Origin of the sequence: Paenibacillus sp. FSL H7-0735 (assembly GCF_038008505.1) — a bacterium.
In the GTDB taxonomy this organism is placed as follows: Bacteria; Bacillota; Bacilli; order Paenibacillales; family Paenibacillaceae; genus Paenibacillus_AQ; species Paenibacillus_AQ odorifer.
Map to the genome: position 1 here is coordinate 847,540 of NZ_JBBOZH010000001.1, position 24,086 is coordinate 871,625.

At 41.3% G+C, this 24,086-nt stretch carries 20 protein-coding genes and 1 pseudogene; 17 read left to right on the forward strand and 4 right to left on the reverse strand.

The features are described from left to right. Positions 1-283: 283 nt before the first annotated feature. The 4 genes and pseudogenes from NSS82_RS03775 to NSS82_RS03790 all read left to right on the forward strand — a co-directional run. Positions 284-837 (forward strand): annotated as a pseudogene (locus tag NSS82_RS03775) (SF0329 family protein); the annotation flags it as partial. Positions 838-1,365: 528 nt separating this feature from the next. Next, complete coding sequence (gene scfA, locus NSS82_RS03780; RefSeq protein WP_076098734.1) at positions 1,366-1,515, forward strand: six-cysteine ranthipeptide SCIFF; 150 nt, start codon at positions 1,366-1,368, stop codon at positions 1,513-1,515. A 122-nt stretch (positions 1,516-1,637) separates the two neighbouring features. Beyond that, the gene (scfB, locus tag NSS82_RS03785; RefSeq protein WP_076272118.1) at positions 1,638-3,023 is read left to right on the forward strand and encodes a thioether cross-link-forming SCIFF peptide maturase; all 1,386 of its coding nucleotides are present in this window, start codon (positions 1,638-1,640) and stop codon (positions 3,021-3,023) included. A gap of 298 nt (positions 3,024-3,321) precedes the next feature. Continuing rightward, positions 3,322-3,774 carry a hypothetical protein gene (locus NSS82_RS03790; protein WP_256718378.1) on the forward strand — a complete coding sequence of 151 codons (453 nt, stop codon included), beginning with the start codon at positions 3,322-3,324 and terminating at the stop codon, positions 3,772-3,774. Positions 3,775-4,062: 288 nt separating this feature from the next. Here the strand turns inward: NSS82_RS03790 and NSS82_RS03795 are convergent, their stop codons facing one another. Together NSS82_RS03795 and NSS82_RS03800 are read right to left on the reverse strand one after the other, a co-directional pair. Then, positions 4,063-5,712 carry a DUF2075 domain-containing protein gene (locus tag NSS82_RS03795; RefSeq protein WP_076272119.1) on the reverse strand — a complete coding sequence of 550 codons (1,650 nt, stop codon included), beginning with the start codon at positions 5,710-5,712 and terminating at the stop codon, positions 4,063-4,065. Between the two features lie 167 nt (positions 5,713-5,879). Then, the gene (locus tag NSS82_RS03800) at positions 5,880-6,224 is read right to left on the reverse strand and encodes a helix-turn-helix domain-containing protein (protein WP_076128498.1); all 345 of its coding nucleotides are present in this window, start codon (positions 6,222-6,224) and stop codon (positions 5,880-5,882) included. 178 nt (positions 6,225-6,402) lie between these two features. Between NSS82_RS03800 and NSS82_RS03805 the strand changes: the two genes are divergently transcribed. The 12 genes from NSS82_RS03805 (at position 6,403) to NSS82_RS03860 (ending at position 20,896) form a co-directional block, all read left to right on the forward strand. Next, positions 6,403-7,041, forward strand: coding sequence for a hypothetical protein (locus NSS82_RS03805; protein ID WP_076272120.1), 639 nt, complete (start codon positions 6,403-6,405; stop codon positions 7,039-7,041). Between the two features lie 178 nt (positions 7,042-7,219). Further along, positions 7,220-7,552 carry a nucleotide pyrophosphohydrolase gene (locus NSS82_RS03810; RefSeq protein WP_076128503.1) on the forward strand — a complete coding sequence of 111 codons (333 nt, stop codon included), beginning with the start codon at positions 7,220-7,222 and terminating at the stop codon, positions 7,550-7,552. 219 nt (positions 7,553-7,771) lie between these two features. Further along, positions 7,772-8,488 carry a restriction endonuclease gene (locus NSS82_RS03815; RefSeq protein ID WP_076272122.1) on the forward strand — a complete coding sequence of 239 codons (717 nt, stop codon included), beginning with the start codon at positions 7,772-7,774 and terminating at the stop codon, positions 8,486-8,488. 136 nt (positions 8,489-8,624) lie between these two features. Continuing rightward, on the forward strand, positions 8,625-10,862 hold the full coding sequence (locus NSS82_RS03820) for an MrcB family domain-containing protein (protein ID WP_076272123.1): 2,238 nt from the start codon (positions 8,625-8,627) through the stop codon (positions 10,860-10,862). Next, positions 10,834-13,248 carry a restriction endonuclease-like protein gene (locus NSS82_RS03825; RefSeq protein WP_076272124.1) on the forward strand — a complete coding sequence of 805 codons (2,415 nt, stop codon included), beginning with the start codon at positions 10,834-10,836 and terminating at the stop codon, positions 13,246-13,248. Before NSS82_RS03820 ends, NSS82_RS03825 begins: the two co-directional genes overlap by 29 nt. Before the next feature lie 859 nt (positions 13,249-14,107). Continuing rightward, a complete protein-coding gene (locus NSS82_RS03830; RefSeq protein ID WP_081383426.1) occupies positions 14,108-14,686 on the forward strand; it encodes a sigma-70 family RNA polymerase sigma factor in 579 nt (192 codons plus the stop codon). After that, entirely contained in the window at positions 14,679-15,530 is an 852-nt protein-coding gene (locus NSS82_RS03835; RefSeq protein ID WP_076272125.1) for a hypothetical protein, read from the forward strand. Before NSS82_RS03830 ends, NSS82_RS03835 begins: the two co-directional genes overlap by 8 nt. 214 nt (positions 15,531-15,744) lie before the next feature. Continuing rightward, positions 15,745-16,857 (forward strand): helix-turn-helix domain-containing protein, encoded by a 1,113-nt coding sequence (locus tag NSS82_RS03840; protein ID WP_076272126.1) that lies wholly within the window; start codon positions 15,745-15,747, stop codon positions 16,855-16,857. Between the two features lie 112 nt (positions 16,858-16,969). Next, a complete protein-coding gene (locus NSS82_RS03845) occupies positions 16,970-17,986 on the forward strand; it encodes an ABC transporter substrate-binding protein (protein WP_076272127.1) in 1,017 nt (338 codons plus the stop codon). Then, complete coding sequence (locus tag NSS82_RS03850; protein ID WP_076272128.1) at positions 17,983-18,804, forward strand: alpha/beta hydrolase; 822 nt, start codon at positions 17,983-17,985, stop codon at positions 18,802-18,804. Before NSS82_RS03845 ends, NSS82_RS03850 begins: the two co-directional genes overlap by 4 nt. 146 nt (positions 18,805-18,950) lie before the next feature. Next, positions 18,951-19,910, forward strand: a complete 960-nt coding sequence (locus tag NSS82_RS03855) for an iron chelate uptake ABC transporter family permease subunit (protein ID WP_081386545.1) — start codon at positions 18,951-18,953, stop codon at positions 19,908-19,910. Continuing rightward, entirely contained in the window at positions 19,910-20,896 is a 987-nt protein-coding gene (locus NSS82_RS03860) for a FecCD family ABC transporter permease (protein WP_170914305.1), read from the forward strand. Before NSS82_RS03855 ends, NSS82_RS03860 begins: the two co-directional genes overlap by 1 nt. Positions 20,897-20,975: 79 nt before the next feature. Here the strand turns inward: NSS82_RS03860 and NSS82_RS03865 are convergent, their stop codons facing one another. Then, the gene (locus tag NSS82_RS03865; protein ID WP_076272130.1) at positions 20,976-21,515 is read right to left on the reverse strand and encodes a PadR family transcriptional regulator; all 540 of its coding nucleotides are present in this window, start codon (positions 21,513-21,515) and stop codon (positions 20,976-20,978) included. Positions 21,516-21,561: 46 nt separating this feature from the next. Next, complete coding sequence (locus NSS82_RS03870; RefSeq protein WP_076136862.1) at positions 21,562-22,749, reverse strand: YhgE/Pip domain-containing protein; 1,188 nt, start codon at positions 22,747-22,749, stop codon at positions 21,562-21,564. Between the two features lie 168 nt (positions 22,750-22,917). On the opposite strand from NSS82_RS03870, the gene NSS82_RS03875 reads away from it, so the two are divergent. After that, positions 22,918-24,039, forward strand: a complete 1,122-nt coding sequence (locus tag NSS82_RS03875) for an NAD(P)/FAD-dependent oxidoreductase (protein WP_076136860.1) — start codon at positions 22,918-22,920, stop codon at positions 24,037-24,039. The last annotated feature ends 47 nt before the right edge of the window (positions 24,040-24,086 follow it).

Consider the following 24,086-nt stretch of genomic DNA (forward strand, 5'->3'; position numbering starts at 1 on the left):
CCTGCTTAATCATTCTGTACTCCCTGCTACTCAGCACATGTTGAATCAGTATCTTTGTTGGTTTATGAGGGTATAACTCCATAAAAACCCGTGCTAGAAATTGAATATGACGTGAATAAATTAGAGGATCGGATGAATGGAGATTGGGACAAAAACCAAATCCATCAAGCTGTTCCTCTGTTTTTTATATCAAGATTTTATTTGGGTTTTATTGGAATTTTATTATGAATATTTAGAATGACCGCCTCAACAGGTATTAATAATATAGAACATAGGAGGACCCATGTCCTGGAGCAAATTGAAGCAACAACTAGAGAGTTTTCCCTGTCCTGCGTTATACGGTAGGGTTGAATATCGCGCAAACAGTTACCGTTATTTACCCGATAAATCAGGGAGTTGTTATATTTCGGTAGATAAAAAGAACGTACTCAATATGAATGATAGACTAGCTCAATTAGATGGTATGAGACGGAGCAGGAGATTAAGAATGATTCAGATCTCCAAATTCCTATCAACCATGAAGACATTGAAGCGGTTAGCAAAGATAGTACGGGACAATCCCGGAGGATCGTCTAATAGTCATTGCAAGAAGCAGAAAGATATCAGAAGTTGCAAAGGATATTTTGTCAGCTCAGACATTATTAAGTAAATCGAACTTTATTGTTATAGCTACTAAGTATTTATCTATTTCCATAGAGGAGAGCTTAGAAAGCGACGATATCTTATTGAATATTCTAGCCTTAGTGGACAGACGAGTTGGGAAAAAGCGGATTTAAACATGAGCGAGAAGATGAAGTTAGCATCCAATTGCAATATTTTTATGAACTAAGGCGTAGTAAAATGAAAATAAATAGCTTCATTGAATATTTAAGAAACACTCCATACAAAATCTCCTTATTCTAAGCGACTTGTTATCTTAACAAAAGCCAGACAATGGGAGGGATGTCCACATATGGTGCATATGGAATCGGAGATTGTCGGTCTACTGGTAAGCAAGGATATAGTGTGATGAATCCTTATATTTATTGGACTTTACTGTCACGTATGATACAAAATTGTTATTGATACTTATTTGACCGGAAAATCAATGGAAAAATACAAGTGTTTTATTGAAGAGATGGCATTATTGCCGTCTCTTTTTTTGTTTCACTTTTTTAGTATTGCCCTGACTCTGGTTCCTGCTACCGCATCCTACGATCACAAGCATGAAAGACTGCACGAAAATTAACGTTGATACTTATGTTTAAGCCCTCTCTACTCTGTTAGGTGACGGGCATCATAGACGTACTTGCGTGATGTTGCTACGATGTTCCATGGAAATTAAGTGAAAGTGATCACAAGAAATTACAGAAGGAGTTATTTAACGTGAAAAGAATCGTAACCTTAAGCACCCGCAAACTGATGGATACCGCAAAACACGGTGGATGCGGCGCATGCCAGACCTCTTGCCAGTCCGCTTGTAAAACTTCCTGCGGCGTTGCAAACCAGAAGTGTGAAAATGCAATGAACAGATAGGATTCGGAATTTTACCGCCCATTGCTCTGCTGATGGGCGGCTATTTTTAAGAAATGGATGCTACCTCTAAAGGAAGGCAAAGCCGTTTCTACTTGTGTGCAAAAGGAGCTTGATTAGTAAGTATGATTCATCAATATAAACTAAACGGATACAATATCGTGCTCGATACCTATAGTGGCTCGGTGCATGTTGTTGATGACCTAGCATATGAAATTATAGCGGATTATGAGAAAACTTCTGTCGATCAAATCGTGACAATGATGTTAGAGAAATATAAGCACGATTCCAGCATTTCTGAGAGTGAAATTCGAGAAACCATCGTGGATATCGAGGCGCTTATAAATGAGGGACAGCTCTTTACAAAAGATGAGTATGAGAACCTCTCGCTTGATTTAAAAAAACGAAAAACTTATGTTAAGGCACTCTGCCTCAATGTTGCGCATACCTGTAATTTGTCATGCGATTATTGCTTCGCTAGCCAAGGGAAATACAACGGAGATCGAGCAATCATGAGCTATGAGGTTGGACAAAAAGCTATCGATTACCTGCTTGAAAATTCGGGTCATCATCGCAACCTGGACATCGACTTTTTCGGCGGGGAGCCGCTTTTGGCCTGGAAAGTAGTTAAACAGATCGTAGCTTATGCAAGAAGCAAAGAACAAGAATACAAAAAGAAGTTCCGCTTCACCTTTACGACGAACGGGATGCTGCTGAACGATGAGGTCACTGAGTTTTTAAATCAGGAAATGTACAATGTCGTATTAAGCCTGGATGGAAGAAAAGAGGTTCATGACCGACTTCGCCAAACGGTTAACGGAAAAGGCAGCTACGATCATATTCTTCCGAAGTTCAAGGAATTCGTTCGTAAGCGCGGGGACCAAGAGTACTATGTACGGGGAACTTACACTCGTAACAATGTCGATTTCACCAATGATATATTTCATATCGCAGATCTTGGTTTTGACAAAATCTCGATGGAACCGGTCATCTGTGATCCAAGGGAACCCTATGCACTTACCGAGGAGGACCTCCCGGAGATATATAACCAGTACGAAATTCTCGCTAAGGAAATGATCGGACGCGGTGAACAAGGCAAGGGGTTTACCTTTTATCATTACATGCTTGACCTCTCGGAAGGACCTTGCATCCAGAAGAGAATCACTGGCTGTGGTTCAGGAACGGAATATCTTGCTGTCACCCCTTGGGGAGAGCTTTTTCCTTGCCACCAGTTCGTAGGGGATGAAGAGTATAGCATGGGGAACCTCTGGGATGGCATCACAAAGCCAGAGCTGCAATGTCAATTTAAAGAGAGCAACTGCTACTCGAAGCCGGAATGCAAAGACTGCTGGGCTAAACTCTACTGCAGCGGTGGTTGTCCTGCCAATGCACTGCACGCGACGGGTTCCTTAATTGGTACCTATGACTTCAGCTGTGACGTCTTCCGCAAGAGGGTCGAATGTTCCATGATGGTGAAGGTGGATGAATCTATTAGAGCGATGGAAGGGTAACCTAACTAATTAAATAACGAATAAATACACGATAACCGAGAAATAGACACTTTTAAAAGAAGTGCTTTTTCTCGGTTTTTGTATGAATTTAGAGAAGGAGGACCGTAAAACAAGCGAGACTACCGGTTTCTGCGTTTGAGAACGAGATAAAATGAACAGGTGTTTGGAGGGTGAATCATGAGGGTTAAAATATTTCTTTTCGTGACTATATTGTCTGCCTGTTTGGATGTAGTAATGTATCGGTATTAAAAATCAAGATGATGGAATTGCAAAGAATATCGCTACGGTTGAACCAATAATGGATGCCGGAAAAGAAGATAATCTTATTCCAAGTAATACATCTGAACCATTTGTAGGAAGTAAGGATTTGGATAGTGAAACTGAGAAGTTCTTCTATGGAACTTGGAAAGTTAAAAAAATTTTAGGATTTGCGAATTCTTATAATGATGCTTCAGAATATCCAACAGGGCAAAGCGTTATTGGTGATGAAATTATAATCAAAAAAGATTCCTTTTTATCAAAAGGGTTTGAACACTACTCTCCTGTTTATCAATATGAGCTAGAAGCTCCGCTTTATAACATTACAGAAGTACACTATAATAATGACTCTTTTTATAGAGTTTATAAAATGGATATGCCGAGTTTAAGCATGAATGATGAAGTAAAAGTATTAAGTATCTCCGACTCTTATACAGGACTTGCTATAACCGTAAGTTTTTTGGATGTGAATAATGACAGACTTATCTATTAGAGGCAACACAATTTGAACTGAAAAGAGTCATGAAGTAAAGGTTATACCAATTGGTTAACGGTGAGCGACCCTCGACAGAACCATTCAGCATTGTTTCACCTGAGGCGTTAATTCTAATAGGGAATGTTCTGAATGATAAGTTTTTAGTGAAAAAATTGAACCATGGTTTTCTGATAATTAGAAGGACAATGGCGTGTAATTTGAATGAGGTGGATTAATGATCGATGAAATAGGCAATAAAAGATGTAGTTAGAGAAGTGAAGTGAGAGAGAAGGTTATTGCAGACTCCTAAGAGCCTGCATCGGGACGACATGATAATAATCTTGCTCTTAGCTTTGGGTCGGTAGCATAAATATAGAGTCCATGGATGCCACGTTTCATTAAAACATTGAGCGAATTCAATATGATCTCTTCTTTAATCTGTTTTATTTTCTCATTGGAGAAATCAGTTCGTGAGGTAAAGGCACCTACGTCCTTGTACTTAGTGACGTCAATTAGAATTTGATCTGTTTTCTCATCGTATCCAATGGATGGGCCAAGGATTACACCCACATAATTCAAGTCAAAACCCTGGATCGTATAAATAGAACCTACTTCTTGAATAGTATGAACTTCTTCGGCCCAAGTAGTATTGTTTCTCGTTATATTCCACGGCATTTTCAGCCCATCAGCTTCTACGTAGTATATCTCCCCATCCTTTTTATGTTCATAATCAAAGGTAGACACCATTCTGGATAAACCAAATTCCTGATTCTTATCTTCAATCGCTTTCTTCAATTTATGTATGTCACTGAAGATTTGTAAATCATATGCATTATTGCTTACTGTAGGAATCTTGACAAGCTTCTTAGAAAGAAAACTGTCGATCCAATTTATGATTTCTGGACCTGCATCCATTCGAAATTGATCGGTTAACAGGAATTTTTTGGTGTGATATTTTTCTGTTATTTCATTTAGCATTTGTTTATTCCAATAACTTTTAATCTTGAGAACCTGCCTCGGATCAAAGATTACAATAGTTACAGCACTTCTTTTAATGATCTCCTCCAATTGATTCGCATACCGGAAGTTGTTATAAGAGTCTTCTTTAGTTAAGAGTAAGTGTGCTTCATCTACTAATACAATATTAGCTGGTTTGGTATTTGGATCAACTGTTTTGTTTATGAAAGATGTTGGTTTCAAAAAGTTTTTCTTTTTCAAATTAGGGAGACTCTTAGCTATACTTTGATAGGTTTTTAACATTTCGCTATGATTAACCAATAAGTAATTATTTGTACCATTCAAATTGGAGCTATCATCGTTAGCATAATCTTGAATAGTGTTAAATAGAGAACTTAATAATACACTTTTGCCTGTGCCTGCGTTGCCTTCAATTAATAGTACGTGAGGAGTAGTTTTTTTAGCGTGCTTTTTGCAAAACTCGATAACCGAATTTTTTACTTCTAGTTGCTGTTCCGAGAGCTCTCTATACGGAGAAAGCTTATACGTATCCTTATTTCTTAAGTTCTCAAGTGTCTGCTCTACAATATGTTCTTGCTTCAACCTTTCCCATATTTGCATGAATATTTCTTGGTTGTAATATTCCTTTTGGTAATAATTGTGCATCTGGGTTTTTACTGTTTGGCTTACATTTTGGAGTTTGAATTGATTTTCAGCAATGAAATAATTAATTAGATTGGTCTCGATGTTATAAGTAGCAGATTGATGAAACCTCTCGTCCCCAATAATTATTGTTTGATTATGCATTTTGCGTTGTGGATTTTTAAGGTGCTCATTTAGTCGTCTCTTCACGTGAACAGTTTGTCCAATATAAGCTTGGGACAACTTTTGATTATAAAGAATATAGATGACTGGATGGTTGATTAAATAATCTGCTTGGATGTGATCAGAATCCCATTTATTAAAGCCTATTTTCTCAAAAACAAGTTCTCTCGCCATTTTAGTCTCCTGCATGATTGGATTTTCATAGAGATTGAATACAAAGCTTCGATGTTCCAATATTTGCAATCAACTCCAAAATACTAAAGCCATTTTTAGACTTTTACAGAAAAAAACGTTTATGTATGAAGGGAAAATAACAAAGATAACCTAAAAGAGCTAGTGCACTATTTTAGGACCCCGCTTACCTCTTTTACAATCCTCATCATAGCCTCAATTTGCTTAATACTTAAGCCGCTCACAGCAACCATATACTCATCAACTGCCGCTTGTTGAGCAGCTTCAACCTCATTTTGTTTATCGTAATTCTGAAAAAACTCACTTGGCTGAACCTTTAAGGCTATCACAATTTTCTCAAGTGAATCTATGGAAAAGTTTCGTTCTCCTCGTTCTACTGACCCTATATAAGCATCATCCAGATTTGATAACTCCGCAAGTTTTTGTTGGGTTAAGCCCTTTGATTTCCGAATATCCCTTACTCTATCTCCAACCAAGTTGCGTAACTTTGTCATTATTATTCACCTCTCCTAAAGGGTAGGAGAGTAAAGGTATAAATAGCAGGGATTCATAGGCGGTAAAATTTATTGAAAAAACTTCTTATGAGTAGTATATTTTATTTATTCTACTACTTGCATATGAATCGAGAAAGAAGCTTTTTCTGGAAAAACCCTTTATAAGGAGGTTATACTTATGCACCTCTCAATTCTTAAGTCCTTCAACCCAGATTTTCTTGTCGAAATGCTGGAAACTGCGCACTACTTCGAACAGTGGAACAAGTTGCTATACACTGCAGATATTTTGCATAGCTATGCCCAGCGTATTTATGAAGAGCGGTTGTACTGTAAAGCGATGGGGACAACGATTCCCTTAGTTAAGATGCAACGCCCTCTTGTTTATTATTTTGGTTTCAGTCAACAGATGCGGGGAGTTGCATATCAGCATCTGGGGGATTACGAGCAGGCCAGGGATAGTATTTATAGATATGTAGAACTTGGGTGGTTAGAGGACTTAGGAACGGAGGGGCAAGAAATTGCTTGTAAATTTCGACATTTGGCAAAAGTGAATTTATATGCTGTAGAGATTTTATCTGGAAAAATAGAACTCTTGGATGAGTATGTTCGCTTTCTTCATACCTATCCAAAGGGATTGCTTGATGGGTTGGTTGTGATTATGAAAACTGCAATTTGTTATGGATTGAACGTGGATGAGCAGTTGAACAACTTAACTGATGATATAAGTGAAATCAAATCAGTACAGGATAATACTACGCAGTTGAAGTACAGAAGGTTTTGTTATCTAGTGAATCTATATAATATGCGGAAGGTTTAATAGAGTTGTCTACCTTATTTAGTTTGACTATTCCTGGTCTCCATAATATTCTTAATTAAGAAGCATATAACAAGGCCAAAGCGTGGCCATGAGTGACCATTCAGAGGCGAATCCTAGGTAAAGGGAGAACTGCCTCTTTTTGCGTTCTTTACTTATTTATCATGACAGGAGCACACAGATGAGAGAAGAGCTTTTAAAACAAATCTTGGCCTTTCGAGACAATAGGAACTGGGAACAGTTCCACAATCCGAAGGATTTGGCGATTTCGTTGAGTATTGAAGCGTCTGAATTGCTAGAAATCTTTCAGTGGAAGTCTTCCGAGGAAGCAGTTCAGTCCAAAAAGGAACAGATCGCCGATGAAATTGCAGATGTACTAGTGTACGCAGTGTACTTAGCACAGTCGTTAGAGCTAGACCTTGAAGATATAATACTCGCTAAGCTGAAGAAGAATGAAGCCAAGTATCCAATTGAAAAGGCATTTGGGAAGAAAGAAAAATATACTGATTTATAGGGGAGCATACATGATCATTTGCAGCAGCTGTGCACTAGCTTTCCAGGAGAAAGTTGATAGCAACCAGCCAACAGTGGAAATTGAGAATGCATTTATCAAATGGGGATGCGGCTCAGTGCCGGGAAAGAAAAGCCTAAAATTGAGAGTATCTGGAAGGCCGACTCAAGCGAGTAATGATATAGCTATCTAAATTTTTCTAATTAATCAGAGGAGTATTTTATGGCATCAATTATTGGATTTATAGCAGTTATCATCCTTTTATCTATCTTGTCCGGACTGATGCAAGGTAATAAGAAGAAAAAACGACGCAGTTCTGACAATCGGAAAACACCCGTTAAGAAAAACACTGCCACTACCTTTAAACGTTCCTCTACAGTGTGTAGGCCGGATGAAGTAATCTTAAAAGCGCCCCTAGATCAAATTAATGGTGCTGAGTTTGAAAGATTGCTGTCTTTATATTTTCGGGATCAAGGCTATATCGTCAAAGAAGTAGGAGTAGGTGGCAAAGATGGGGGCGTAGACTTGGTTATTATCGATAAGCGCGGAGAGAAAACCGCGGTGCAAGCCAAGTGTTATGCTGAACACAACAAAGTACAGGTTATGACGGTTCGTGAATTGGTAGGTGCTAAAAGAAACCATGACTGCATCTTGTCTCTGCTTATCACCACTTCTGATCTTACGGTGGATGCAAAACGGGAGGCGGAGCAATTTAAAGTCGATTACTGGCATGGAGCTCTAATCGAGAACAAGCTTCGAGCCTGGGGAAAATGGCAGCCTACAAAAGGCAAATTAAAGCCTAAAAAAGCTAGTAGTAGCAAAGTCAAAGCCGCAACCTGCGCATGCGGGGCACAAATGGTTCAGCGTAAAAGTAAGGAGGGCACAACTTTCTGGGGCTGTAGTAATTATCCAAGCTGTCGTAAGACAAAGGCTATGTAAACCCAGTGAATCATATCTCAAACAATTGTATAAGTGAGAGAAAGCTAATTATATATTGTTGTCCGACCAAAGATTCGCAAACTTCATGTAAAAAAATATGACTACTAGAAATCGTTAACTAGTCTTGGAGGTCAACATGCCATTACCGGAATCAGTCACGCAGATTTTCAAGCGTAAGCAAAAATCATACAAAATGGTCCTCATCCTATCCTTAATCGAAGAGCTGAGAGCCTTTCATCAGGAGCGCGTATCGTACGATCACGTGAAGCAGCGGTTTCTTAACTACTTTATAGCTGAACAGGATAGTGGAAACCGGGTAGATCTGCCACCAGGTCGAGAACTATGGAGTGATGCACCCAAAAGCCAGCTGAAAGATATTATTAACAGTCCAATTAATGCGCTCTCGCATATTTTGTTTGTGAACTCGGAGGATAACACCATAGGTTTTCATAGCCAGATTCAAAGACAGCTAGGGGAAGAGGAGCTATCGCAATTAGAGAGACTAGCTAATGACGAACTCCAGTCTTATAATGCCGCTTTGCAGCATTTCTCTTTGCAAGGTTATCTGGAGAAGATCATGGCGGAGTACACTTCTGCCAAAAAAGAAACCTTTGCAAGTCATGCACTAGGTACGTTATTTCGTCAGACACTTCCTTCTGAGCTCAAAGCGTTACCATTCTTAGATGATCAATATAAAATTCAAGGTTCTGTTGGTCAAGGGAATTGGGCAACAGTTCCTTGGCTTGCAATACTGGATAAGCGGATCACGGAAACGACTCAGCGTGGGGAGTATGTTGTGTATCTGTTTGCTGAGGATATGAGTGCTGTCTATCTTACTTTTAATCAAGGAGTGACGGCGCCTATTCAAGAGAAGGGGCGTAGAGAAGGTTATGCCTATCTGCGATCTCGAACACAAGACATACAAGGGCTCCTTTCACTGAACCATATGAATAAGGATGATAATATACACCTGGTAGATAGTGGTCTAGGTCAAGATTATCAGGTGTCTACTATCGCTTACATCAAGTATGAAAGAGGAGCCGTTCCGAATGACGAGCAACTAATCCAAGATCTCGAGAATGTGATGGAAGATTACCGTCTATATGTGGACACTGTGACTTCTACAGGTAATGTAGCTGATAATGAGGAAGTGGAAGTAGTGACGCAAGAAGCGGCGCCCTTACAGGATGAACAAGTAACAGGTATCCTCCACCAAATCCAATCCCACATCCGTCGCAAAGGCTTCTTCTTCCCTGAGCACCTTATTGAAAACTTTTACCTCTCGCTAAAGACTAAGCCTTTTGTCATTCTGGCAGGCATATCCGGAACAGGGAAGACTCGGTTGGTGAAGCTGTTTGCAGAAGCTCTTGGTGCAACGGGGACTAACGGACAGTTTATCTTGATCCCAGTGCGGCCGGATTGGAGTGATCCTGCGGATCTGCTGGGGTACAAGGATCTTTCGGGCAGGTTCAAACCAGGTCCGCTCACGGAAGTATTAGTAGAGGCGCGGAAGCCAGAGAATGGACATAAGCCATATTTTATCTGCATGGATGAGATGAATCTGGCGCGGGTAGAGCATTATTTCAGTGATCTGCTAAGTGTGCTGGAAACACAGGACTGGCAGGAGGGGAAGATCCAGACACAGGATCTCATATCTTCTATCATGCTGGATACGCCTGAGGATCAAGGGAAGTTTGGCAGCCTCGGTATCCCGGAGAATGTGTTCTTAATCGGGACTGTGAATATGGACGAAACGACACATCCTTTTAGCAAAAAGGTACTGGACCGAGCCAACACACTAGAATTCAATTACATTAATCTGCAACAGTACCCGGATTTGGGTGAGCAGGTTGAGACCAGTGATAGCCCTGAGGCCAGTAAACTAAATCATTTATTTCTTCGTTCAGATTATTTGCAGCTAGTGGATGCCTATGATACCAACAAAGAGCTGGTTGTACGGACGACAGAGAGATTGGTTAAGATCAATGCATTGCTTGAGGATATCCACGCTCATGTAGGTTTTCGGGTACGGGATGCGATTTGCTTCTATATGATCTATAACGAACGGTACAAGCTGATGAGTGAGGAAGAAGCCTTTGACTGGCAACTGCTGCAAAAGATACTGCCGCGCATTCAAGGGAGCCATTCTTCGGTTCGCCGGGTATTATTGAACTTGATGAGTGGGGCTCTTGGTACCGGATCTGGTGTAACGGTAGACTTCCCAGCTTTTATGGATGATGCTTCTCCACTCTACCTGAAATGGGCTGCTGGCCAAACTCCACCTACGGCTAAACATCCACAAAGTGCGCGTAAATTGGCTTTTATGCTTAGGAGGTTAGAGGAAGATGGATTTACCTCTTACTGGCTCTCTTAATCAGACGGTAGAATTGCTCCGTGTAGAAACGGAGCTTTTTACTCTTTTTCTTCAAGGACGGCCTTATCATCCTACGGTGGAGACCTTGCAGCTTCATCGTTCTTCTAGTCAGGAGTGGGTGAATGCGCAGCTTGGGCTTGTTTGCTCCGAACGTCTTGGTAATATTCAGATTAAAGTGTTTTCCCCTGAAGTCCACGGGATGGTGGACTGGCAGCCGGGGGAGTCTGTTTTTCCTTGTTTTTATGAGACACAGTCGTATGAGCTGGTGATCCAGAGGAAGACCGCTGCTAACCTCTCTTTTTATCATGAAAATGTGCTGCTTCGGCAGGCAATTAAGCCTCTAGGTGAGTCTATTCTTGCGGGTGTGCTGAACTTTGGGAATGAGGTCGGTTTGACGGAATGGGAGATCCGCAGTTCGGGACAGGCTTTGCTGCGGGTAGAGATGGAGATCTTCCCCTCTAAAATGGATTACAAGCTGGATTACCAGAATATTTTAAATGAAGTGAATGAGCAGATTTATAATTTGGCCTTTGATTTTTTGCGCAAAACCTACCAACTAACAGGCTTGCGGGAGACGCAGCATCAGAGCTTGACGGAGTTTTTCACCATACTACAGCATGTCTTTAGACAGCTCTTGGATGCCGTTGAGCGGATTAACAAGAATCCTAATTACGCTCTGCTCCAGGACCGCCGACTAGTGGATGCCAATCGGGTCAAAAAGGCAGGAAGAGAGAACATCCGCGAGCTCGCGAAGCATCCCGAACGATTAAGAGAAGACAAGGACCATGGATTCTTGACAATCGGCAGCCGAAATTATACAGCCACACATTTAATGGAGACACGAAGACGCCTCGCCTATGATACTAATGAGAATAGGTTCATCCGCTGGATGCTGGAACGTATTCATGGAAAGCTGAAAGAGCTCAAGGGTCGCTGGAAGATTAAAAACCGAACCCCAGATCCATTACTTATAAAAAGGTTAGACACCATGCTTACTCAACTAGAGCGGGTGCTCAAGATGGATTTTTTGCGTGAGGTTGGAGTACTGAGGCAGATGTCCGTTACACTGGTGCTGCAGATGGCCCCTGGATACCGCGAGGTCTATCGCTGTTATCTCATGCTGCTCAAAGGCTTGTCGATCCAAGGTGATCTGCTGCGCCTGTCTATGAAGGATGTCGCGCAGCTCTATGAATACTGGTGCTTCCTCAAGTTGAATCAGCTTCTGGGTCAGAAGTATAAGCTGGTGAAGCAGGATATTATTAAGGTGAATCGGAATGGTATTTTTGTTACACTTGACCGCTCACAGAGCGCTAAGATGGTGTACGAGAATCCAGTTAACGGAGAGCAGTTCATCCTGTATTATAATGCGATTCCTAGCTCGGATAGGACCCCGACGCTCAGCCAGCGTCCGGATAATGTGCTGACACTGAAGAAGAAGGATGCTGGCAAAATCAAAGAGTATAAGTATGTTTTTGATGCGAAATATCGCTTAAATCCGGCTTATGAAGGGACTTCCTATCACCGCACTTATAGGCAGCCTGGGCCTGAAGAGGATGACATCAACACCATGCACCGTTATCGGGATGCCATTGTGTATCAGGAGAAGGGATCGGGAGAATATGAGCGAAGCATGTTTGGCGCCTATGTGTTATTCCCCTACCCGGATGAGGAGCGGTATAAGACCCACCAATTCTACAAAAGCATCGAGCTATTGAATATTGGCGCTTTGCCATTCCTACCGAATTCTACAAGCCTGATGGAGCGATTCTTGGATGAGATTATTCAGGATAGTCCGGAAAAAGCTTATGAACGCTCGACTCGTCCGCGCGGCACGAAAGAATACTATGCCAACCAGCTTGCGGGCAAAAATGTGCTTGTTGGTTCTGTCCGGGGACCCGAACAAGTGGAAGTGGCGCTGCAGAAAGCTTTTTATCACATGCCGTTAAGGAATCTTGCAAATCAGAAGATCCTAACGCAAATTGAATACGTAGCGATGTGCCAATCCCGCAAAAAGTTCATTGATCCTGCAAAAACGGGGATTCACTGGGTAGGGAAAGTAGCGGATTGGAAGGTGCTGCGGCGTAATGAGATTAAAGAGGTTCCTTGTCGCCCGGGTACTGAAGAAGATCTGTATGTACGATTTACGGTTGAGGAATGGAAAGCAATTACGTCTCCTATCATGCTAGGTGGTCAAAGAATACAAACGGTGCTCTATACGAGTAAATATATTCTGGATCGTGCCTTGGAAATCGCGGAGCTTCGCTTAGAAACGGAGGGAGATCTTCGTGAATGGCGTGAGAAACGCCGAAGGGGCAGAGTGAAGGTGAAGTTGGATCATGAGCAGTATGTGGACTTAGGGAAGGTTGTTGAAGTTCGGAATATTTAAAGTTAGTGAAAATGAAGTAAGGTGAACGAAAACATCATCGAACTCAAGCTGAATCATACGTAAGTGGAATTGGCTATAGTGTAGCTAGCACGAATACTTTAAGTATTCGTGCTAGTTTAATTATCAGGGGGATTAAAGAAATCAATCACTACATATCTGAGTTCCCATTCAATAAAAGTAACCCTATCCTTTATCCTAATAATATCTCTGAATTTCTTGCTTTTGATGAACAGGAAGGTTTACCTGCTCCTTCGGTTAGACTAAATGTCCTCAAACGCTCTCTAAATACTATGGAAGTATTAGCTGGTTTTGAAGTGATGGTGTATAATTCGGAAAATGTGCTAAAAGAGGTATACTCCGGCGAATTATTGTTTTTTTGGTTCGTGAGAGATTAAATTGGAAGATTAGTACTGTGGAAATTATTAATGAAATGAAAGGAAATTTCACTTGAACAATTGAAGTACATAAATTATGAAATTAATTGTAACGCAGAGATTCTCCCCTTTTTCACCTCCCTATATCCACCCCGCAACTCTAGTATCAACGCTTTCGCGGATAACACGCTTTTACCGCCATTGTTTCGTCCGCTTGCCTATAAGCTCACTGAAACATCGGCTGACCTTGTTCATAATAGAATTTCCCTTATCCCACAAATTCGGCTCGAAGTTGCTGTATCTTCTATTGAATGAATGTTGAAAAAAGCCGCTGGCTTCCGCGTTTTTTCTCACTATCCACAATTATCAAAACATTTTGTTAATGCTCCGCCCTTTTCTCCGTATTAACATATGTAAGTTTCTTCACAACAAATTGCGCAATTTGTTTAGCTTTTCGATGAAGGTGAGATGGAAGGAGGGTGGAGATGGAGGTTATCCAGGGTAAAGTGGAGCGTTACATGAATACCGAAAGATCACGTGAAGCTATCATGTCCAAAGAGGAATTTACCCGGATGTATGATACGTACTACCAACGTGTTTACAAATATATCTGTTATCGAATTAATAACCACCATGCGGCAGAGGACATATGCAGTCAGGTGTTTGAGACTGTGATGTGTAAGTATTATAGTTTTTCACAAGAAAAATCCAATTTTGAGGTGTGGCTGTTTGCCATTGTAAGAAACGCTGTAACGGATTATTTTCGGGCGCAGAAGAAAAGAAGCTATACCTCACTGGATTCGTTGCTGGAACTTATATTTCCCAAGCCGTCTCCTGAGGAGCTGGCGATCCGTGAGGATAATAATCAGGCACTGTTCAAGGCGCTCTCCAAGCTGCGTGAGAAGGAGCGGAATATCATTGCAATGAAATATGGGGCTGGGCTGAAAAATTCCGAAATTGCACAGATCATGGGAGTTAGTGAGTCCAATATCGGTGTCGTAGTATATAGAAGCTTGAAAAAACTGCATATTTCCTTAAAGGCAGGAGGGTTCAAAAATGAATAAGAAAGATGATCTCACCAAATTCAGCAAGACCATAGAACGGCTTGAGAATGCCGAACAGGGCAGCACTACCGCCAAAGAAAGAATCTATAACCGCTTGATATACAAATTGGACCATGGGGCTCTTAGCCCCCAATCAGAGATAAAAAACGGGATAACGATGAAAAAAAGCAGCTGGAGAAATGCAATAGTGATTGGCAGTGCAGTAATCTGTCTGGGTGGGGCATTCTCTGCAACCTCCTATGCACAGGACATGTTCCAGTCGATCATGGCAAAGTTTGAAGTGGGAAATCTCGAAATCACACAATACGATAAGGAAATTCCATCGGCTGCACAGTCAATGACTCTATCTGAAGATGCCCAAGGCGGGGAGAATGCGGTCATTGAATTGCCGTTTGCAGCTAAGTTAAATCTGGATGAAGCCCGTGCAGCACTTGGCATGAACTTCCCGGCACCCGACTGGATGGGAGACTATGAGTTTGTGAATTGTGTTCTTCAGGGGACCAGCATGGTTGAAGTGCAGTATAACTCCGGGGATAAAGCTGTTAATTTCCTAATCTCCAAGGGCGGCGACAATGGGATCAGCACTACAGAAGAAGTGAAGACAGAAGTAATCAACGGGACTAAAGTTTATTTTGCAAATGGAATTGTGATTTGGGTAGAGGATGGCTATACAGTAGAGTTGTATTCCCAAGTAGATTTTGATCAAGCTACACTAGGGAAAATCATTGATAGCTTTAACATTGGTGCGCCTGTTCAGCCTTTAGAGCAAGGTCAAGTGAAGGAGAACTTGCAAAAGAATGGAGCAGCGGTTGCAGCTCCGGCTCCGGCTGTAGATTCAAAATAAAAGACTTACTTCGGGCAGCAGCAGCCTATAGTTACACACAGAAGACGCGAGGGGATTAGTCCCCTGAGCGTCTTCTTTTTTTGAGCACACTTTTATAGAACGTTCCCCAACCATTGCCACCCCCCAAAAACAAAAGTATAATTGATAATGATTATCAATTAATGAATGAATAAAGAGTTAAGTGCATTTATATAAGCAGTAAAGAGGTGACAGCATGCAAAAACAATCGCAAAAGACGGATTTAACTGAGGTTAGAAAATATATAGAAGAGAATTTCACGAAGCACCTGTCTTTAGCACATTTAGCTAATCTTTCTGGTCTTAGCTCCAGTTATTTTTCCTCGGCGTTTAAACAGGAATATATACAAAGTCCAATGGAGTTTGTTACTCAGCTGCGGATTCAGAAGGCTAAACAATTATTGCAGAAACAAGACGTTCGCTTGAAGTTTATAGCAGAGGCTGTTGGATATAGTGATGAGTTTTATTTTAGCCGGGTGTTCAAAAAGGTCGAAGGGATATCCCCAACGATGTATTCCAGCCAGCAAAAATCAAATATCGGTGTTGTAACTGGAAATATGATGGGGTATTTACATGCGGCAGGAATCATCCCATTTGCTGCACCCTTAAGTGCAAAGTGGACACCGTATTACTATAATTTGTGGGCGCAAGAAATCGAGCATAAGGTAACCTTGACCCAAAACAAAAATTATTGCAGCCCCAATGAGCTATTGCATTTGCCAATTGATCTTCTTATTTCTCCCAAAGATTTGTCGTCAGAGCTGGTAAAACGGATAGAGGATCATTTTCCAATCTATTGGCTGGATGATAAACAAGATTGCTTAATAGCGTTAACTGAACTTGCTGCCCGATTAAATAAACAAGAAGAAGCGAAACAATGGATCACGCAGTATAGGGCAAGATTGGAAGACGTTCGGTGCAGGTTAGACTGGCCCACTAAACCACCCAAAGTTCTAGTTATACGTATCTATCAGCAGCAAATCTTTGCTTATTGTAATACAGGCATTCAGCATCTTTTATTTCAGGATTTGGGAGCGGAATCTAGTTATGAGCAGCCCGGTCTATATAATGCAGAGATTACTTTTGAAGAGTTAAGTAGATTGAAGGTAGATAAGCTGTTTACGATTATTTGCCCCGATGATGAGTCACGAGCAACTTGGCATCATTTGCAGAGAGATGTTGGGTTTAGACAGTTAGAGGCTATCGAACAGGGACAAATCTATGTTATTCACTCCGATCCTTGGTTTGAATACTCTCCTGTGGCTTTAAAACGAATGCTAGAGGAAGTTGCAGTAATGATGATACCTTGAAAATGTACATGTCTAATCATAAGATGTTACATGGTCAATGCGTCCTATCTCTTATACACTCAATACTGAGAATGATTATTATTGAGAATATAGGAAAGAGGGAAGGTCTATCATGAAGGGGTTTAATACAAAAACAATAAGTTATGTTGTAATGGTTGGTTTATTATCCATTCTACTAACAGCTTGCGGGGGCAATAATACAGCGAATCAGCAAGCAACAGATACTCCAGTAACAACCAGTGAAGCGAGCGCAACTGCAACGGATGAACCAACTGTACAAGAAACGGAAGCAGCGGCTAGAGAAGCGTTTGTAGTAACTGATCAAGTAGGCAATACAGTAAACATTCCGGGGACTGTACAAAAGGTGTATGCCCCTGGTTTAGAGGATTACTTAGTTACGCTTGGTGTAACCCCAGTAGCCCAATGGTCCACGGGTGAAAGACCGCAGCAGTATCTACAGGATACGTTAAGTGGTGTAAAAGAAATCAGCTTTGCTAATGGTGTTCCCTCTCCAGAATCTGTAGTAGATTTGGAGCCGGAATTAATTATATTCCCCACTGCTTTTTATGCACAAAATGGTGTTTATGAAAACTACTCGCAAATTGCTCCAACTTACGTGTTTAAGAATGCACTCGGCAATGTAGTGGAAGCGACAGAAACGATTGCGAAATTGCTAGGTCTAGAGGATAAAGCAACAGAAGCTATTGCTGCTTATAATACAAAGCTAGAAGAGACTAAAGCACAATTATCTAGCGTTTCTGCCGGTAAAAAAGCGATATATATTAATGCGAATGCGCGTGCGATCTTTTTAGTGGGCAACTTCCATTACGGGGGTTATGTGCTGAGTGAGCTAGGCTTTGCTCAAAGTGCTCTTGTAGAAGGTGAAATGTCCGCTGATATTTCGCTGGAGATGCTGTCGGATTTAGACGCGGATTATATCTTTATTAACGATAATGATGGTCTCGGGGATGCCTTCCTAGCAGACATTAAAGCTAGTCCTTTATGGAAGGCGCTGCCGGCAGTTCAAGCAGGTAAAGTGTTCGAGGTAGATGGCGATCACTGGAGATCCAGCGGATTAATTGCTTATCAAAAAACGATGGACGATATTGTAGCGTTCCTGCTGCCATGATTATCAAACCGTACGTAAAACCAAACTATGAAACGATGCTGATCACGAGTAAAGCTAATCATAAGGACTATGAAATTTTTATTGCTAAGCCTTTGGATGAGCCTGCAAAAGATGGCTACGGTGTCATTTATGTACTAGACGGTAATGGGCTTTTTGAAACCGCTGCTGAAATCACCCGATTGCTGACGCGTAAGCCTAAAGGCTATCCACCCGCGATTGTTGTTGGCATTGGTTATCCTGGAGGTGAGGCGTTTGATACCGTGCGTCGAACCTATGATTTAACCATGCCCGCCGAGCTCGCGAATTTACCGAAACGTCCCAACGGCGAGCCTTGGCCAGCATTTGGCGGGGCAGATGAGCTGCTAGCCTTTTTTGAAAAAGAGTTAATGCCAGCCATTGCCCAGCGGTTCGTTATCAATAAGCAGAAGCAAGCATTGTTTGGTCATTCCTTTGGCGGATTATTTGTTCTGCATGCTTTGTTTACACAACCCACCTTGTTTTCGCATTATATTGCAAGTAGTGCGTCCATCTGGTGGAATGATTACGCACTTTTAAAGGAGTATGAGAGTTTTAAAGCTGATTTACACAGCAATACGTTAAGTCAGTTACCTAAAACACTTATGATTGTCGGTGGAGAAGAGCTGGATTATATGGTCAAGGATAGTTTGGATTTATGTAACAGTATGATGGCCTTACACCTTCCAAGCTTCGAAGTAAGCTGGGCATTGCTTGAGCAAGAGGAGCATGTGAGCGTAATCTCGGGTGCGATTAGTCGGGCCGTCAAATTTTTGCTTACCACATCCTCTGACTTAAGTTAGAAATCATATCGTTTGCATCTGAGCTGGCCCTTGGCTGGCTCTTTTTGTAAAGTGAAGGGAAAGGGTTGGAAACATTGGCCGCAAATGTTCAGAAATCATCACTAGCAGGAGAAAAAAAGTTCTCCTTTTTAATATTGCTAATCTTCATGCTCCTCCTATTAATAGGCGTATTAGTGCTTGCTATGGCCCTTGGCGCGAAAAAAATACCCTTCGCAGATGTATTCATGTCGATCATCGCTTTTGATGATAAGGCTTCTACTCATCAGGTGATCCAATCCATTCGTTTACCCCGGGTACTTGCCGCTATGGCAACGGGCGCTGGATTTGCAGTAAGTGGAGCGATTATTCAAGGGATTAGTCGCAATCCTTTAGCCGATTCGGGGATTCTTGGGTTAAATACTGGGGCAGGGGTCACATTAGTTATTGCTATGGTTTTCCTGCCGACGATAACATTTACAGGTACACTTTGGCTCTGTATTCTAGGTGCGGGATTGGGAGCGGGTTTAGTCTTTAGTGTTGGTTTATTAAGTAAACGAGGCATGACGCCTATTCGGCTTGTATTGGCGGGTGCTGCCATCTCTGCAATGCTAACTGCCCTAAGTGAAGGAATAAGTATCTTTTTTTCAGTGGCACAGCAGGTGGCTTTTTGGTATGGAGGAGGTTTAAGTGGCATTAGTATGGCTCATTTACAGCAAATGTTGCCTTGGATGCTTCTTGCGCTATTACTTGCCATCGTAATTTCAAAGTCGATTACTATACTTTCTGTAGGGGATGAGACAGCGGAAGGGTTAGGCGTTAATATAAAACTTATCAAAAATCTTTCGCTTTTAGCCGCATTTATGTTAGCTGGGATTTCATGTGCTTTAGCCGGATCTGTAAGCTTTGTGGGCTTAATTGCTCCGCATTTGGTACGTTACATTGTGGGTGTGGATTATCGTTATATTATTCCATTATCCGCAATTCTGGGAGCCACCCTTGTTGTGCTTGCTGATTTAGTGGCACGAATCGTAAATGCCCCTTATGAAATACCTGTAGGTGCTGTAATTGCGGTTATTGGTGTTCCGTTCTTTCTATATTTGGCTCGTAAAGAAAGGCGGGAGCTATAGTGAAGCTAAGATGGAAGTTTATAATTATAGCAATCATTTTACTGCTAGGCTTTATATATAGTGTATCTACTGGTCAAAGCAGCTTAAGCTTACAAGAGTTATGGCAAACCGTATTAGGAAAGGGAACACCGAGGCAGGAGCTTGTACTTTTTCAGTTCCGTATTCCACGTATGATCTTGGGTTTTCTAGTAGGTGGCGCGTTGGCAATAGCAGGAATGCTGCTACAAGCTATAAGCCGAAATGCTTTAGCAGACCCGGGCATACTGGGGATAAATGCTGGTGCTGGATTATCCATGATGTTATTTTTACTCTTACAAAATAGCTCAACCGGCTTACATACCTATGTTCAGCCACTGTATGCTTTATTGGGCGGATTTATCGTTGTCGCTCTATTATTTATGCTTTCTTATGATCGCAATCAAGGCATTATTCCCATTCGATTAATTTATACGGGTATTGCTGTTGCGGCTGCGATTAGTGCATTTATGATTGTGTTAACCTTCGTACTAGATCCTTCGCAATATCAGATGATTAAGGTGTGGCTGGCAGGGAACATAGGGAATAGTAATTGGAGTCACGTGTATGCTATGCTGCCTTGGTTACTTCTTATTGTGCCTTTATTAATTCGGAATCATCTTATATTGGATGTACTAAGGCTTAACGATCCTGTAGTCATTAGTTTAGGGGTATCTCTAAATAAATATCGTGTTTGGTTTTTAGTGTGTAGTGTCTTATTGGCGGCACCAGCGGTTGCTGTTAGTGGGAGTATTGGATTTGTAGGACTAGTAGTTCCACATTTAGTTAGACGACTCTTTCGTGGCCATAAAATAATGATTCCCGCATGTTTATTAATCGGTGGCGGATTAGTTGTTATTGCAGATGCGCTTGGTAAAATGGTGGTAGCCAATACTGAAATACCAGCAGGAGTGATCGTGGCTTTAATCGGTGCTCCATACTTTTTATATTTATTGATTAAAAGTGAATAACTGAAAAAAGCTATTGTGTGATGGTGCTGGAAATAAAAAAAGAATGCCTTGATTATGCTATAATCCAAGGCATTCTTTTTTATATAGTTTTCGTTTTCAGCTTTTCTAAAAGATCTTTCCACCAGTAAATAGATTGCTCTAGTTGAGAAGCGTAGTAGCTTTTCATGAAATCTACGACGTCACGGGTGGAGCTATCTACATCTATTTGCTGGTAAATTTGATTTAATTGATCTTTTTTTATAAGTGACTGTTCAATTTTCTTCTCGATAATCGGGATCACTTTATCAGTCTCTACAAAACGAAGATTCACAAGAGCAACAATCATATCTGAAATAGATTCTGCATCTTCTATTACCTTATAAATTTTGAGCGGGAGTTGCTTGCGCCCTTTATCGGTAATGGAAAACACCTGTTTGTCTGGGCGATGTTCTTCTTTGATAATCTCTACCTGTTCAACTAAGCCCTGTTTCGTAAGGGATTCAAAATGATAATATAGTTTGCTTTCAGACAGATTTAGCAATGTATCAAATGGAATAGGGGTGGATAGTTCTTTTTTTAATTTATAAGGATAATTATTTTCATCCATTAACTTACTTAAGATATAAATTTGAATTGACATCACAGAACCCACTCCTAATTGTTGGCTAAACTCTATCTTACCAAACCTAGGCGGTTATTTCAGCTGTATTTTTAACTTCAACGGGCAGTATAGTTTCTTTAGTCAGAGGTACAGATTTATGAACAAACCGGACGATAACAATGTTAATCATCATAGCCCCGGCAAATACGCCTGCTAATCCCCATAAGAAGGGTGCTGGACTAATAGAACCAAACATTTGTGCCAAATAAGCTTGCACAGAATAATACATCGGGGTGATGCGGCCGAACCAATCGTATGGTGTATACATCATATCACGAGGCATGGTAGCACCATTGGCGATGGTTTGCATGAGCAGGATCGGAATATTTAAGACCATACCGCCTTCGCCAACTAGGAAGACCATAATCGCACACACGTTAAATGCAGCCATATACATTAGAATTTGCTGAGCAGCAACTGGTAACAGTAAGGATAGGTCTACATCTGCAACAGAGAAGGCAATGGTTAAAGCAACGACTGTTGATAATACAGCGATTAATAAAGCTGTGAGTTGAACGAACATAAACAGTTTTGTCTTGCTTGCCTTCCCGCGGTTCGCTTTAAAAGAAGCAACTAATTGCATGGAGGCAATCATTGCCCCAACATAACCAGCCATAGTTAAGAACATAGGTAGCATGTTGTTGTGCATGCCGTCCGGAACATCATTGATGACAACATAATTCCCGACATAACTATTTTCAATTTGTGTAGCCATTGCGGTGGCTTGTTCTTCTGGTACGTTAAAGTTCATTAACACACCTTTTGCGGTTTGCTCTGAGAAGTTCGCGCTTAATTGTTTGTTAATTTCCCCTACAACGGAAGACATGGCTGAAGATACCATGGTGGCAGAAGCTTCGTTGACTGTGAAATCAATACTTGCGGATACCTTACCGCTTTGAACGTTGGCGGAAAATTCTTCTGGAATATGGACAACTAGAGCTAACTTATTATGTTCTAATTCATCCATCGCCTTTTTATTCGATACATCGGTTTTTATCGTTTTGAATGGTAAGCTCTCTGAGAACTGATTCGAAATCTGAGCCCCATATTGACCGGCATCATCATTGACGATAGCAATTTTTAAATCATCCATGTTCCCTGGAAGTGCTGTATACCCTGGTAAGAAAATACCAAGCATCGCAATGGCATAGAACACACCCATAAAAATAGAACCAATGGCCCCTTTGGACTTCAAAAACTGTGAAAACTTCAACGGTATACCTTCTTTCTTCTGAATAACACTTTTATTTTAGTACTCCAATTAAAGTACTTTTAACTGAGTGAGATTTATAGTACGATAATTCATTATAAATGTCAAATTTAAGATACAATGGGTAAGTAGTGAATGATTAAAAAATGAATAACTGAAGGGACTTCGAATATGAACAAGGTTATTGTAATTGGTGCAGGGATATTAGGGGCTTCAGCAGCTTATCAGCTAAGTAAGTTAGGTGCTGAGGTCATCATTATAGATCGTAAGGATGTTGGACAAGCAACGGATGCAGCAGCAGGGATTATTTGTCCATGGTTATCTCAACGCAGAAACAAAGCATGGTATCGTCTTGCTAAAGCGGGAGCAAGCTTTTATCCGGCACTTATTCAAGAGTTAGAAGAGGCTGGAGAAACCGAGACTGGATACGCAAAAGTTGGAGCGATATGTATCCATGAGGATTTGAAAAAGTTACTCGCGATGAAAGAAAGAGCGGAGCTGCGCAGAGAGGACGCCCCTGAAATAGGGGAACTTACGATGCTGACGGATCTTGAAGCACAAGAGAAGTTTCCCTTATTGTCGGAAGGTTACCATGCGCTTCATGTATCCGGTGCAGCAAGAGTGGACGGTCGTGAATTACGTGATGCTTTGCTAAGAGCGGCACAGCGTAACGGTGCGCAAATGATTGAGGGCGATGCTATTTTAGAGTATGCTGATCATGAAATTAAAGGGGTTCGAGTAGGAGAACAGACATTCACAGCCGATGAAGTGATTGTGTGCGCAGGGGCTTGGTCTAACGCTTTGCTTCATCCGCTTGGGATCATGCTCCAGGTGCGTTATCAAAAAGCTCAAATTATGCATTTGAAGCTTGCTCAACAAGCGAGTACAGAGCAATGGCCTGTGGTAATGCCGCCTACAGATCAATATATCCTTGCGTTTGCGGATCAAAATATCGTTGTAGGTGCTACTCACGAAAATGATGTCGTAGGTTATGATACTGCTGTAACCGCAGGGGGAATGCAAGAAATATTAAATAAAGGTCTGCAAACGGCTTCCGGCCTTGCGGATTGTAGCCTAAATGAGATAAGAGTAGGGTTCCGTCCTTTTACTGCAGATTTTCTTCCCGTGTTAGGCAGGGTCCAAGGATGGAATAAACTAATTGTTGCTAATGGACTAGGGTCATCCGGATTAACGATGGGACCCTTTCTTGGTGAGCAGCTAGCCAAGCTGGCCATGAATCAACAGGTAGATATTCAGCTTGAAGACTATGCATTAGAGCATGCAATAAATTGATGAGTACGAGCACGAATGGAGGGGAAGTCCAAACATTCACCGCAGTC

Bases quoted from the DNA above. Each gene is read 5' to 3' on its own strand.
- scfB (WP_076272118.1), top strand. From the start codon at position 1,638: ATGATTCATCAATATAAACTAAACGGATACAATATCGTGCTCGATACC.
- NSS82_RS03790 (WP_256718378.1), top strand. From the start codon at position 3,322: ATGGATGCCGGAAAAGAAGATAATCTTATTCCAAGTAATACATCTGAA.
- NSS82_RS03795 (WP_076272119.1), bottom strand. From the start codon at position 5,712: ATGGCGAGAGAACTTGTTTTTGAGAAAATAGGCTTTAATAAATGGGAT.
- NSS82_RS03800 (WP_076128498.1), bottom strand. From the start codon at position 6,224: ATGACAAAGTTACGCAACTTGGTTGGAGATAGAGTAAGGGATATTCGG.
- NSS82_RS03805 (WP_076272120.1), top strand. From the start codon at position 6,403: ATGCACCTCTCAATTCTTAAGTCCTTCAACCCAGATTTTCTTGTCGAA.
- NSS82_RS03810 (WP_076128503.1), top strand. From the start codon at position 7,220: ATGAGAGAAGAGCTTTTAAAACAAATCTTGGCCTTTCGAGACAATAGG.
- NSS82_RS03815 (WP_076272122.1), top strand. From the start codon at position 7,772: ATGGCATCAATTATTGGATTTATAGCAGTTATCATCCTTTTATCTATC.
- NSS82_RS03820 (WP_076272123.1), top strand. From the start codon at position 8,625: ATGCCATTACCGGAATCAGTCACGCAGATTTTCAAGCGTAAGCAAAAA.
- NSS82_RS03825 (WP_076272124.1), top strand. From the start codon at position 10,834: ATGGATTTACCTCTTACTGGCTCTCTTAATCAGACGGTAGAATTGCTC.
- NSS82_RS03830 (WP_081383426.1), top strand. From the start codon at position 14,108: ATGGAGGTTATCCAGGGTAAAGTGGAGCGTTACATGAATACCGAAAGA.
- NSS82_RS03835 (WP_076272125.1), top strand. From the start codon at position 14,679: ATGAATAAGAAAGATGATCTCACCAAATTCAGCAAGACCATAGAACGG.
- NSS82_RS03840 (WP_076272126.1), top strand. From the start codon at position 15,745: ATGCAAAAACAATCGCAAAAGACGGATTTAACTGAGGTTAGAAAATAT.
- NSS82_RS03845 (WP_076272127.1), top strand. From the start codon at position 16,970: ATGAAGGGGTTTAATACAAAAACAATAAGTTATGTTGTAATGGTTGGT.
- NSS82_RS03850 (WP_076272128.1), top strand. From the start codon at position 17,983: ATGATTATCAAACCGTACGTAAAACCAAACTATGAAACGATGCTGATC.
- NSS82_RS03855 (WP_081386545.1), top strand. From the start codon at position 18,951: ATGCTCCTCCTATTAATAGGCGTATTAGTGCTTGCTATGGCCCTTGGC.
- NSS82_RS03865 (WP_076272130.1), bottom strand. From the start codon at position 21,515: ATGTCAATTCAAATTTATATCTTAAGTAAGTTAATGGATGAAAATAAT.
- NSS82_RS03875 (WP_076136860.1), top strand. From the start codon at position 22,918: ATGAACAAGGTTATTGTAATTGGTGCAGGGATATTAGGGGCTTCAGCA.